We start from the raw sequence: 11,887 nt of genomic DNA, 5'->3' as shown, positions 1-11,887 counted from the left end.
TTTCTGTTTCTTGTCGACTGCCCAGGGTGTCATCCGAACAATCGACACATTCGGACGATTCTCGCATGCGACTCCGATTCGCTGGACTTTCTACTCAATCCCGATAAGCTAGCGTCCGATCGTGTGGCAGGTTGTGGCAGTACCCAGTTTCTTAACCTACCCAACTTTGAAGCATCATGAGAAACTTCCAAATTATTACCGCTGCTTTGGCTTTGCTCACCGGTCTCGGCATCAATCTATCCACGGCGGAAGCCCGCCAGTACAAAAAAGTGGTCAACGGCCGCGAAGTGGTGGTTCACACCAATCCCCTCCCAGTTGTCCTCCATCGCATGGTGCCTCCGCAACACGGACGTCACGTGACACAGCGCGAGATAGCCGGCGGGAGCGTTCCATCGGGCCGAGTCGTCAGCCAACGCAGCAAATAGAAAGTAATTCGACGTGGAGATTTGGCCAGCTATCGATCTTCTTGGGGGCAATTGCGTCCGCCTGCAGCAAGGGGACTACGGTCGCGATACCGTCTTCTCCCATTCCCCAGGAGATGTAGCGAAACGCTGGTTTGACGAAGGCTCGCAGTTTCTCCACTGCGTCGATTTAGATGGTGCCAAATCCGGCAGCGTCGTCAACGAAACGGCCATCCGCGAGATCGTGGCAGCGGCCAACGGACGCCCCGTCCAGCTGGGTGGTGGCGTTCGGAATGTCGAGACCATCCAGCGCTTGCTCGACCTAGGCCTATCCCGATTGGTTGTAGGGACGTCCGCCCTGAAAAACCCAAACTGGTTTGCCGAAATGTGCGATCGATTTCCTGGGCACCTGGTCCTCGGCTTGGACGCATGGGACGGGAAAGTCGCTACCGAAGGATGGTTGAAGACCTCGGAAACAACCGCCAGCGACTTGGTCGCCGGCATTGGGACAATGACAAAGAACTGCGTCGCAGTGGTCTACACCGATATTTCTAAAGATGGGATGATGTCGGGTCCTAACTTCGACTCCCTGGCGGAACTAGAAAACGTCAGCCCCTTCCCCGTCATCTGCTCCGGGGGCGTTACCACGCTGGATGACATCCGACGCCTGGTCGCGCAGGGGACTCACGGAGCGATTCTCGGGCGAACCCTCTATGAAGGGCACATCCGTCTTGCGGATGTTCTAACCATCGCCGGTTAGGTTCCTCCCGTACATTCGGAATCTTCGCTACATCTTGCCGCTCGCGCTCGCAACTTTCGGCAATCGTCGAGGAAGAACACTCCATTCTTGATCATGCATGACGGCGTGACCTAGTCTTCTCTTTGGAACTGCTTAGCCCCTGCAGGCCGACGCTCATCGTTTCCCTATCCCACGGCAGAGGTCGCTATGAATCATTCCATGTTGAGCAAGTTGAAAAGATTGTTGTCGGTCGCCTGCCTGATGGGCTCGGGTGCATCGATTGGTTATGGGCAAGACAGTTTCGATATTATCAAAGTGGAAGAAGAATGGGCTCTGGTTGTCGAAACGCCAGACCCGCTTCAAGACGCTCCCCAAGTCAGCACGTGGATGAGTCCCTCCGCATCCATGGACGGCGTCTACTTCGGTGTCGAGCTCAATCATGCGCAAAGACCGGAATACGAAGGGGGTGGCTTTCAGACCAAAGCGATGATCGACGCCGAGCAAGTCGATGATCGATTGGGTCACCAAGGAGAGAATCTCGCTATTTCCGGCGAGACGGTGCGTTGGACTCAGTCGCTCTCTATCAGCAACGGTGAACTCTCGTTCTCTATCAAGTCGGGCACTTCCCAAACATGGGGGAACTTTGGTGGTCCATCGATGCTGGTCAAACTTCCCACGTCGCTTGCGAATCTCAACGACTACTCTCCCACGCTGTCTGCGGATTCCTCTGGGGTCGGCTTCGCTGCCAATCGAGTCGCGTCGTTGAAGTTGGTAAAAGTCCGCGTCTTCACCTCGCAAGGGGGTGTAAACGAGTTTAACTTCGATCGAGAAATCGTTCAGCAATGATGAGGTGATCCCTCTTCACTCGAGACGCCTTTAAAACCATCCAGCCGAAAACACCAGAGAGTACAGATCATGCGAACCTTTTTCCCAACGAAACTTGCTACCAAAACCAACCGCCGTCCGAACAGAAAGACTCTGCGTCAACGCTCAAAGCAAAATCGTCGTCGCGGAGCCGCGATGATCGTCGGTGTCATCATGATGGGGGTGCTCGTCAGCATGCTGGCCTTCGCGATCGATATCGGATACATCGCGGTCAGCAAAGCTGAAGCGAGACGAACCGCAGACGCGGCCGCGTTGGCCGCGTGCTGGAAGGTCTATGATGGAGCTGTTAGCAACGTCAACCCAGCCTTGCTCGAAAACGAAGTCCTGAACGCTGCCTCCTCCATTGCATTGTCAAACCCCGTTTGCAATTCCGGTCCGCTCCTCTCGAGCCAGGAACAAAATGCCGACTTCGAATTGGGGTACATGGCGTCCCTTTCCGGTGACGATCCTATCGTCTCGGATAGCTCCAAACCCTATCGCGCAGTTCGCGTTCGCATTCAGAAGTCGGAGGGTTTGAACGGGCAAGTTCCTTTGTACTTCGCTCGCATTTTTGGCCAAACGGGACGAAACCTTACCGTCGAATCCACCGCAGCGATGGCGACGAAAATCAAAGGATTCTCGACGCCGAGCGGAGGTAGCAGCAACAATCTCGATCTCCTCCCCTTCGCCCTAGACCAATCCACGTGGGATGCCATGCTAGCAGGAGGTGGAAGCGATCACTATCGATTCGATCCTCAACAGAACAAAGTTGTCACAGGCTCGGACGGGATACGCGAAGTCAATCTCTATCCGCAAGGAACTGGCTCTCCAGGCAATCGCGGCACAGTCGATATCGGAGGAGCTAACAACTCCACTTCGGATATCGCTCGTCAGATTGTTTACGGAATTTCGGAGCAGGATTTGATCGACCTCGGTAGGCCCCTCGTCCTCGCCGACGATGGGAAGATGGCACTCAACGGCGACACCGGCATCAGCGCTGGGGTTAAAGACGAGCTAGCAAGCATCATCGGGCAAACCCGTATCATTCCTATCTTCTCCACCGTTTCGGGAAATGGCAACAACGCGATGTACACCATCGTTCGTTGGGTCGGTGTCCGTATACTGGCTGTTAAGCTGACCGGTCCCATGAACGGAAAGTATCTCATGGTTCAACCCGCTCCTATGATCGTTCGCAATGGCATTCCCGGAGATGCTAGCCGCCAGTGGAGCGACGCTGTTTATTCCCCCGTAGTGTTGGTCAAGTAGTGGATTTACAAGGAGATTCACCGATGTTGAACATCATCCACCAACCGCTTTCCAAGAATCGAGGCTCGAATGCGAGCCTCGATATCCCGAGCCAACGCAGGCCTATCATGGGGCGTCGCAAAAAATCGGTCCGATCCAAAAACCGCGACGGAGCGGCGCTCGTCGAATTCGCGGTCGTCGCACCGTTGATGATCCTATTTACCCTAGGGCTCATCGATATGGGACGAATGACCATGGTGAAACAGCTCTTGATTAATGCTTCGCGCGAAGGTGCCCGGGCTGCGACACTTCCCGGTGCAACAACCGCAAGCGTTCGTAGCGACGTCCTGGACATGCTCGAGAGTTCGGGCGTAACCGGTTCGGTCACCTTGAATCCGACGCTCCTATCGGATGCGGCTCCAGGCACCAACATCACCGTGACGGTGCAGGCCGAGGCAAACAGCGTGAGCTGGCTCGGGAATTCTCCCTTCATGTCTGGGAAAATTCTGCGAGCCTCGACGACCATGCGTCGTGAAAGCCTATAAGCACGGCGTGTTCGAGCATTCACTCGAAAAACGCCTTGTTCGTGCTCAGTGAAACGGTGCTCGTGATCGTGCTCGACACCGAATCCAGACAACCTTGACAGAGTACCTTTGAAGATCGATTACGAGTACGAGCACTGTCCGCCGGGGGGGGACGGAGCACGAGCACGGAGAAGAGCCAGGATAACAAGTTCGAGCATTCACTCGAAAAACGCCTTGTTCGTGCTCAGTGAAACGGTGCTCGTGATCGTGCTCGACACCGAATCCAGACAACCTTGACAGAGTACCTTTGAAGATCGATTACGAGTACGAGCACTGTCCGCCGGGGGCGGACGGAGCACGAGCACGGAGAAGAGCCAGGATAACAAGTTCGAGCATTCACTCGAAAAACGCCTTGATCGTGCTCAGTGAAGCGGTGCTCGTGATCGTGCTCGACACCGCTAGCGAGATTGACGCTGGCGATAGGCTTCATAAAGCAAAAGGGTGCCGCTCATTGCGACGTTCAACGACTCGACTTCGTTTTCCATCGGGATGGAAATCAATTGATCTACTTGATCGAGAACCGATTCGCTCAACCCGGCTCCCTCATTTCCTAGAACGAAGACCGTAGGGACCGTGAGATCGAAGTCCCAATAGCCTCGCCCTCCCGCAGCCGCACCGAGGACTTGAACTCCGCTCCCTCTCCATTCTCGAAGCTTTTCCTGCAGGATGCAGGTCGCGGGGGGCTTTCGAAACCACTGTCCTGCTGACGCTCGCAACACTTTGGGGTGGTAAGGATCCACCGAGCCTTGGCTGAGCATGAGTCCCTGGGCTCCACAAGCTACTGAGGACCGGACCAAGGCCCCAACATTCCCAGGATCCTGCAATCGCTCGGCTGCCACGACCAAGGGAACGGAGCTTATTGGATTCTCGCAGCCCCTCGACGCCTCTACCTCGAGGAAGCACCCAATGGCCAAGACCCCATCTGGAGTCTCCGTCGTCACGAGTTTGGCCATCACCGAGTCCGATACAGGCTGGATCAATCGCTTCCCCAAGACAGCCCCTAGCTTCTCTGCTTTCTCCTGAAGATACCGTTCGGTCATGACAACCCATTCGATAGGCCAGCCCGCTCCGATCGCCTCTTGCACCGCGTGCTCTCCTTCAATCAAGAAGCGTCGCTGCGCATGTCGATCCCTCGCACGGTGAAGCTGAACAGTTTGCTGCACCCAAGTATTTTTTGTACTCGTGATGATGGGCTGCATTTGGCTCGCATCGGACCAAGATTTCACGAGCAGGAACTTTCGTCGCAAGCCGATTCGGGACGGCTCGGCACGTCATCGCGATCTTGCGGGCCCTGGGGATCGGCGAACTTGGGGAAGTATTTCTCGACGACTTCATAAAACTGTTCGGGGGTCTCCACTCTCCCAACATGGGTTCGGAAGTGCCTCGCACCGTGCTTGTTTTGAGCGTAGCAGCACGCGAATTTGCGCATCAACATGGTCCCTCGATGGGATCCAAATCGATTGACGACCAAATCGTAATGCCGAAGCATGCACTCTCGCTGCTCTTCGATCGATGGATCAGGGGGGATCGGACGCCCTGCAATGGCCGCAGCCGCCTGCGCGAACAGCCAAGGTCGTCCGAGCGATGCGCGTGCAATCATGACTCCATCGACACGGTACGCTCGAAACGCATGAACAACTTGTTCAGCCGTCTGCAGGTCTCCATTGCCGATCAACGGAATGCGCTCGAGGTGCTCTTTGATCTCGGAGATCCGGTCCCAATCGGCAGACCCCTTGAAGAAATCCTCTGCTGTCCGTCCGTGAACCGTCAACGCCGAGGCTCCAGCTCGCTCGACCGTTTTTGCAACCTCGATGTGATTCATGGTAAGACGCGTGCATCCCAAGCGAATCTTGGCAGTTACCGGAGTGGGGTGGCACGCCTCCACAAGCCGCGAAATGATCGCGTACATGCGCTCGGGATCTCGCAATAGATACGAGCCGCTATGCGCCTTCTCGGTGACCTGCTTCACCGGGCAACCAAAATTGATGTCGACGACGGAAACTTGGTACTCCTCGACCAGCCTCCTTCCCACCTTGGCCATCACCGCAGGATCGTTGTCCCAGATCTGTACGGCGAGCGGCCTCGCTTCGTCCTTGATCCCCCACAATCGATCGGGATGCTCGCAATCATGCTCATCGAGCCAGACGAAACCGCGGGCGTTGACCATCTCGGTCGCTTGCAGTCCCGCTCCTCCGAATTCGCGGACGATTTGCCGAAACGCATAGTTGGTATACCCCGCCATCGGCGCCTGGAAAATGGGCGGATCGATGGTCAAGCTTCCGATTTGAATGGGTCGGACGAATGGAATCGGCCCGGAAGCGGAATCGGCCTCAGACCTGACTTGATCTGGGCTGGGAGGGGCAATCGACATGGCTTCCAGGGGGTACGGATAAATAAGAGCGAAACAGCCTACGAAAAGGGAACGATCCCCTATTGTGGTTTGTCCGGGGGTAATGGCCAAGCCGAATCTGGTTGAAGATGTTTATCCAAAAAGCAGAAAGACTGCTCGGCCACCTGCATATCGACGAATGTGGTCAAATGCCCTTTGCCCGGAACCTCCACAAACTCGTGCTTCACCCCGCATTCCCGAAGACGGCGTTTCATCACCTCTGAAAACAAAGTCGGAACCAGCCAATCCTTTTCGCCGTGAAACAAAAAGATGGGGGGAGACTCCGAGTTCACATACTCGATCGGCGAAGCTTTCTTGTAGATGTCTGGAACCTCCGCGGGGGTGCCGCCAAACACGGCCTTGAGCGCCTGCGTATTCTTCGGAATCAACGATAAATCGAAAGGGGTTCCGCCGCTTACGCAGACTTTGATCGTCGGTTTCGATTCCTCTTTCTTCAAAGCGAGCAAAGCGGCGAGATGCCCTCCCGCCGAATACCCCCACACTCCCACTCGGTCGGGATCGACTCGGAGACTCTCTGCGTTCTTAACAACCCAAGTCAGAGCGCGTTCGCAGTCCTCTAGCTGGGAGGGAAAAGGGTGCGTTGGGGCCAATCGGTAATTGATCGACATGACCCAGTACCCTCTCTCCGCTAGACGCTTGGCATGGATCGTGTCGTTGACTTTGTCCCCGACCGTCCAAGCACCTCCGTGGATGACAATGACCGCAGGGAGCCGCGTGGAAGGATCCTTTGCAAAATCCCCTCGCACATAGACGTCCCCCCGGTGCATCGGCTCGCTTTCATCACCATACACCACGTTCTTCTCGACCTTGACCCATGGCTTGGATTCGCGAAGGGGGAACGCTGGGGTCTCGGATCTCGCTGCTACATCCATCCCGAACAGCCGCAATCCGATAGCAAAAGAAACAAGAAATCGGCTGAGGCTCATCTTCTGCCCTGGGATTGTAAATGCTGCCATTGCTCGCTCACTATCGGACACTCATTCGCTGTCGAACACTCATTCGCTGTCGAACACCACGTCGATTGTTGCTGCGTTTCGCTTTGCAGCATCAGTTCGATGCATCATACAAACCGGTGAAGCGCAGAAACAATCCACTGAACCCTCCGCGCTGTCGCATTCCACTACAGGTCGTTCCAATTTGCGACGCTGTTTTAAAACAGCAGCTTGTTCGATGCCAAACCAGGTTGGCCGCTCAGAATACACAGTGGAACGGTTTTTTCCGTTCACAAAACGAACAAACGGCTCTGGTCAAACCAAAGCCGTTTGCATGCATTACCGCGACGCGTCACGCGGGATGGCGCTGTGCTGTGGAGAAACGCACTCGCGCGCAACGCGTGCACGTTTAGAACAGAACAGCCGGTGTCGGCCTATATCCTAAATGAGATGGGAGATGGAAATGGATCATGTGCGACGATTAGCCCACCTGACGTTGCAAAGGAAGAACAGCCGCAGCAAACTCGCGTAACGAGGCAGGCTTTCCTTGCAAAGGCTTGGTGGACAACGGCTTGGTGGACATCGGGTTGGTGGACATCGGGTTGGTCGCAACCCCTTCCACCGCGAAATCGCTCTCTTTTAACTCTCCACGAACAACCGCTACATCCTTCGGCGCCTCGATTCCGATCGCAACCCGATTGCCGGAAATTCTCGATATCACCAACGTGATGTTTTCGCCGATGACGATTCGCTCGCCTTCTTTTCTGCTCAAGACTAACATCGTGCCGTCCTCCATGCTTTCGCTAGCTAAATGAAATTGTCAACCTGACAAAAAACCTACTTGTTTAATACGTTTTCGAAGCGAAATCCGTTCCAGTTGTTCGCAAATTTCTTGCGATATTTGGAAAAAGATAGAGATTCGCTCAAGAACCTCCTATCGCTTGTCGCGTCGCCTTCGATTGGGCCCGAAAATTTCTGGCGAAGGTCGCCAAATCTTCAATCGATTACAAAATTTTCGCGAGCTTTTCCTTCGAAATCGCCGGTTGCCGTCGCGACCACCGGCCGCTTGCAACACGACTACTTTTCGCCGATCGCGTGACACGGTTGGTCCCGCACCCCCCGAATCTTCTCGCTTGGCAAAAATTTCTTCGAGAAAGCCTGTTCCGAAGCCTGTTTTTGGGGGGTGCTGCGGCGATTTGACCCTCCGAAATCGGGTGTTTCCTGTCACAATTTCACGGGTCATTCGCCAGACACACCCGCTGATGATTCGAAACACTCCTCCCTTGAGTTTGTTGATTGCATGGGTATCCAGACCGCCAACACCAACCGCAGGACACTTGCCTGGATTCAATGTCGTCCCGCTCGACACCCGATCTCTGCAAGGCCCCATGGCAGCAATCTCCATTGCAAAGAGCCCGTATGGAAAGGGGCCGTATGGAAAGGGGCCGTATGGAAAGGGGCCCTGCTGGGGGGCTTGATTCTGATCGGCCTTGCGGGATGTTCGGAACCTCGCTTCGTGCCGAATGAACTGGCTGCTGCAGGGTATTTGCAAAGTGTGCATCGCGGAGATGTCGAGCCATTGGCGTCCGATGTCTCCGCGCAAGTCATCGAGTTGTTCGGAACCCCAGATGAACCGAAGTGGCCTAGCGAACTGGCTCCCATCGTCGATATGGAAGAGGTTGCTCGAAGCGCGGGACCCGTCGGGCGGGCTTACGACAAGGTGGAGCGTGGGCTTTATCGCAAGCATTGTGTCCAATGTCACGGCGTTTCCGGGGATGGACTCGGGCCGGCGGCAAGCTTGTTGGCTCCCTACCCTCGCGATTTCCGGCGAGGGACTTTTAAATTCAAATCGACTCCGATCGGTGCCAAACCGACCAAAGCGGACTTGGTCCACGTGCTGGAGCGAGGCATTCCCGGTACATCGATGCCCTCGTTTGCGCCGCTTCGGAACCGCGAGGAATTCGCCACCGACATCGAGGCCTTGGTCGAGTATGTGATCTACCTATCCGTGCGAGGCGAAGTCGAACGACGATTGCTTCGCCTCACAGCAAGTGACGAGAGCGAACTGTCCAACGAGGTTGCCTTGGCCGAAGCGCAAAAGGTTGTCTCTGCTTGGAAGGATGCACCCGAATCTATTCCCGATCCCATCGATGTTCCGGAACTGAGTGGAGAGGAACGGACTGCTTCCATCGATCGGGGGAGCGAGCTTTTCCGAAGCGAGAAGACCGCTTGCTACCGTTGCCACGGGAGCGAAGGGAAAGGAGACGGGATTTCCCAAGACTACGACGAGTGGACAAAGGATTGGACCATCCGCGCGGGTATCGATCCGGCTAACAAAAACGAGTGGAAAGCGATGAAGCCCTTCGGCGCCCTCAAACCGGTTGTCAATCGTTCTAGAAACCTGCACCTGGGGGCCCTGAGGGGCGGCGATCGCATCGAAGACGTCGCGAGGCGGATTCAATTGGGGATCGACGGGACGCCGATGCCCGCGGCCACGGTCGCAGAAGATTCGCCGAATGTCTTGAATGCCGACGAGTTCCGAGACTTGGTCCGATTTGTCTTCGCCATTTCGCACAACCAGGCTAAGACGACCGTGACGCCTGAGCAAACCCAAGCGGCTGAGCAAACCCAAGAGGCTGAGCAAACCGCTGTACCGGAGGTGCCACATGGAAAGTAATCCTAACCAACAGGCCCCTACTCGAAGCCGAGCTGTTTATCGCTGGTCGTATTTCATCGCCGCCCTGACCTTTCCCTTGATTTGGCTTGGAGGCCTGGTCACGACGCACGATGCGGGCATGGCGGTCCCCGATTGGCCCGGTACCTTTGGCTACAATCTATTCTTGTACCCATGGACGACATGGCTTTTTGGCCCCTTCGATTTGCTGGTCGAACATGGCCACAGGTTGCTAGCCGCATTGGTCGGTTTTCTCGCAATTGTTCTTGTCTTTGTCTCCCGCAAGGTTGAGGAGCGGACCTGGGCCCATCGGTTGAGTTGGCTGTTTCTCCTCGCGGTGATTTCCCAAGGTCTTTTAGGTGGGGTGCGAGTCCTGCTCGACCAACGGATCGTTGCCCTCATTCATGGATGTGTTGGGCCGCTGGTCTTCGCTCTGGCGTGTTTGATGGTGATGGTCAACGCGACAGATTGGAACCAAGCGACGAAGGCTGGCAAAAAGGAGCGTTCTGGCTTGGCTCCGATCGGGTCTGGTCTTCGATGGGTCGCTCGGATTCTATTCCCCCTGACGATTGTGCAACTCATTCTCGGGGCGCACCTACGGCATGCTCTTCCAACTTGGAAACCAACTTTGTTCGTTTCATTTGTTCACACCCATCTTCTCTTTGCCACGCTCATTACGCTATTGATCCTGGTGGCGTTGGTCGCCGTGCACCTGCCTCGGTATCGCGAGGAGCGTGCGTTGAGGACGCCGGCACTTTGGCTCAGTTTTTTGCTGGTTCTCCAAGTTGCACTCGGAATGGGGACTTGGGTTACGAATTACGCGTTACCCTGGCCGGAATGGAATGCTTTTTTTGCGAATTACACCATTGCAGGGCGGGGTTTTTGGGAAACGATGATCATTAACGGGCATCAGGCGACCGGTTCGCTGTTGATCGTTTGCTCGCTTTGGTTACTATGTCGCGTCGAGCGCCGGGCTGCATCGAGTCGTTTCGAGGTGGTCCCGAGCCGTTCTTCCTATCCATCCAGCCTGGCCGTCGACCGCCGGGGGGCGGAATTGAGTTCCTGATGAGTAGCGTCGCCACTCCCACTCGCCAAGATTCTCCATTGACCCCGGTTGCGGTGGCCAAGGAGCTTCCCATTGCCTGGTGGAAAGATTACGCGGCCCTGACCAAACCAAAGATCTTGGTCATGATCTTGCTCACGGTCGCAGTGGCGATGTTTGCTGCCCAGCAAATGGTCGGACTGTATGTCTCTTGGTGGATATGGATTCACACGTTGATCGCGACCGCCATGATTGCTGGCAGTGCAAGCACGCTCAATCAATGGTATGAGCAGGAACGCGATCGCCGGATGAAGAGAACGGAGCGTCGACCGCTTCCGAGCGGACGGTTGTCGAGCTTTGAAGCGGCCGCGTTCGGTTGGTTCTTAGCCATCGTTGGCTGCCTTTATTTGGGGGTGGCGGTGAACTGGGCTGCGATGGGGTGCGGTCTGGCGACATGGTTTGTGTATTGTTGGGTTTACACGCCTCTCAAAACAGTGACCTGGTGGAACACAGCGGTTGGGACCTTTCCGGGAGCACTTCCGGTCATGATCGGCTGGACGGCCGTGGGAGGAAGTCTGCTGGATTGGAATGGCTGGGCCTTGACCTGGATTGTGATCCTCTGGCAATTCCCGCACTTCATGGCGATCGCGTGGCTCTATCGCGAACAGTATGCAGGAGCTGGCTTTCGGATGCTGACGAAGGAAGAGCCGACAGGTATTGCAGCGGGGTGGCATGCGGTGCTGGGAGCCCTCGCGTTGGTCCCCCTTTCGATCGCTGTCTTGCGGCCCGATTCGATTCTGACATGGGTAGTTGCCGCACTCGGTGTTGTTTCTTGTTTATGGCAAGCCATTGCGTCAATTCGCTTCCTTCAATCCCGAAACGACATCACGGCCAGGCGTCTTTTGCGGGCATCTCTTCTCTATCTGCCAGCCATCTTGATGTTGGTAGTAGCGCGATGGATCGTGAATTAATTCCTCCCCGCGTTGAACCTTGCGA

The 11,887-nt window shown here is 55.7% G+C and carries 12 protein-coding genes; 8 read left to right on the top strand and 4 right to left on the bottom strand.

Annotated features, from left to right (window positions below; translation table 11 throughout):
* Window positions 1-176: 176 nt before the first annotated feature.
* From SH467x_RS07350 to SH467x_RS07330, 5 genes are all read left to right on the top strand, one after another.
* Window positions 177-425 carry a hypothetical protein gene (locus SH467x_RS07350; RefSeq protein WP_482370627.1) on the top strand — a complete coding sequence of 83 codons (249 nt, stop codon included), beginning with the start codon at window positions 177-179 and terminating at the stop codon, window positions 423-425.
* 13 nt (window positions 426-438) lie between these two features.
* Window positions 439-1,161, top strand: a complete 723-nt coding sequence (gene hisA / locus SH467x_RS07345; RefSeq protein ID WP_482370626.1) for a 1-(5-phosphoribosyl)-5-[(5-phosphoribosylamino)methylideneamino]imidazole-4-carboxamide isomerase — start codon at window positions 439-441, stop codon at window positions 1,159-1,161.
* 198 nt (window positions 1,162-1,359) lie between these two features.
* Window positions 1,360-1,986 carry a hypothetical protein gene (locus SH467x_RS07340; protein ID WP_482370625.1) on the top strand — a complete coding sequence of 209 codons (627 nt, stop codon included), beginning with the start codon at window positions 1,360-1,362 and terminating at the stop codon, window positions 1,984-1,986.
* A 69-nt stretch (window positions 1,987-2,055) separates the two neighbouring features.
* Window positions 2,056-3,270, top strand: coding sequence for a TadG family pilus assembly protein (locus tag SH467x_RS07335; protein WP_482370624.1), 1,215 nt, complete (start codon window positions 2,056-2,058; stop codon window positions 3,268-3,270).
* A 23-nt stretch (window positions 3,271-3,293) separates the two neighbouring features.
* Window positions 3,294-3,794 carry a TadE/TadG family type IV pilus assembly protein gene (locus SH467x_RS07330; RefSeq protein ID WP_482370623.1) on the top strand — a complete coding sequence of 167 codons (501 nt, stop codon included), beginning with the start codon at window positions 3,294-3,296 and terminating at the stop codon, window positions 3,792-3,794.
* Window positions 3,795-4,231: 437 nt separating this feature from the next.
* On the opposite strand, the gene SH467x_RS07325 is transcribed toward SH467x_RS07330, so the two are convergent.
* From SH467x_RS07325 to SH467x_RS07310, 4 genes are all read right to left on the bottom strand, one after another.
* On the bottom strand, window positions 4,232-5,059 hold the full coding sequence (locus SH467x_RS07325; RefSeq protein WP_482370622.1) for a TrmH family RNA methyltransferase: 828 nt from the start codon (window positions 5,057-5,059) through the stop codon (window positions 4,232-4,234).
* Complete coding sequence (gene dusB, locus SH467x_RS07320; RefSeq protein ID WP_482370621.1) at window positions 5,056-6,204, bottom strand: tRNA dihydrouridine synthase DusB; 1,149 nt, start codon at window positions 6,202-6,204, stop codon at window positions 5,056-5,058. Before dusB ends, SH467x_RS07325 begins: the two co-directional genes overlap by 4 nt.
* 59 nt (window positions 6,205-6,263) lie before the next feature.
* Window positions 6,264-7,199 (bottom strand): alpha/beta hydrolase fold domain-containing protein, encoded by a 936-nt coding sequence (locus SH467x_RS07315; protein WP_482370620.1) that lies wholly within the window; start codon window positions 7,197-7,199, stop codon window positions 6,264-6,266.
* 457 nt (window positions 7,200-7,656) lie between these two features.
* On the bottom strand, window positions 7,657-7,956 hold the full coding sequence (locus SH467x_RS07310) for a carbon storage regulator (RefSeq protein WP_482370619.1): 300 nt from the start codon (window positions 7,954-7,956) through the stop codon (window positions 7,657-7,659).
* A 519-nt stretch (window positions 7,957-8,475) separates the two neighbouring features.
* Here SH467x_RS07310 and SH467x_RS07305 point away from each other — a divergent pair.
* The 3 genes from SH467x_RS07305 to cyoE are packed head-to-tail and all read left to right on the top strand — an operon-like array spanning window position 8,476 to window position 11,862.
* Window positions 8,476-9,852, top strand: coding sequence for a c-type cytochrome (locus SH467x_RS07305; RefSeq protein ID WP_482370618.1), 1,377 nt, complete (start codon window positions 8,476-8,478; stop codon window positions 9,850-9,852).
* The gene (locus tag SH467x_RS07300) at window positions 9,842-10,915 is read left to right on the top strand and encodes a COX15/CtaA family protein (RefSeq protein WP_482370617.1); all 1,074 of its coding nucleotides are present in this window, start codon (window positions 9,842-9,844) and stop codon (window positions 10,913-10,915) included. The genes SH467x_RS07305 and SH467x_RS07300 overlap by 11 nt, the downstream gene beginning before the upstream one ends.
* The gene (gene cyoE, locus SH467x_RS07295; RefSeq protein ID WP_482370616.1) at window positions 10,915-11,862 is read left to right on the top strand and encodes a heme o synthase; all 948 of its coding nucleotides are present in this window, start codon (window positions 10,915-10,917) and stop codon (window positions 11,860-11,862) included. The genes SH467x_RS07300 and cyoE overlap by 1 nt, the downstream gene beginning before the upstream one ends.
* Window positions 11,863-11,887: the final 25 nt, after the last annotated feature.

Origin of the sequence: Brakhagea slesvicensis, assembly GCF_052161625.1 — a bacterium.
In the GTDB taxonomy this organism is placed as follows: domain Bacteria; phylum Planctomycetota; class Planctomycetia; order Pirellulales; family Pirellulaceae; genus JBKCUI01.
This window is presented reverse-complemented; position numbering and strand designations above follow the sequence as displayed.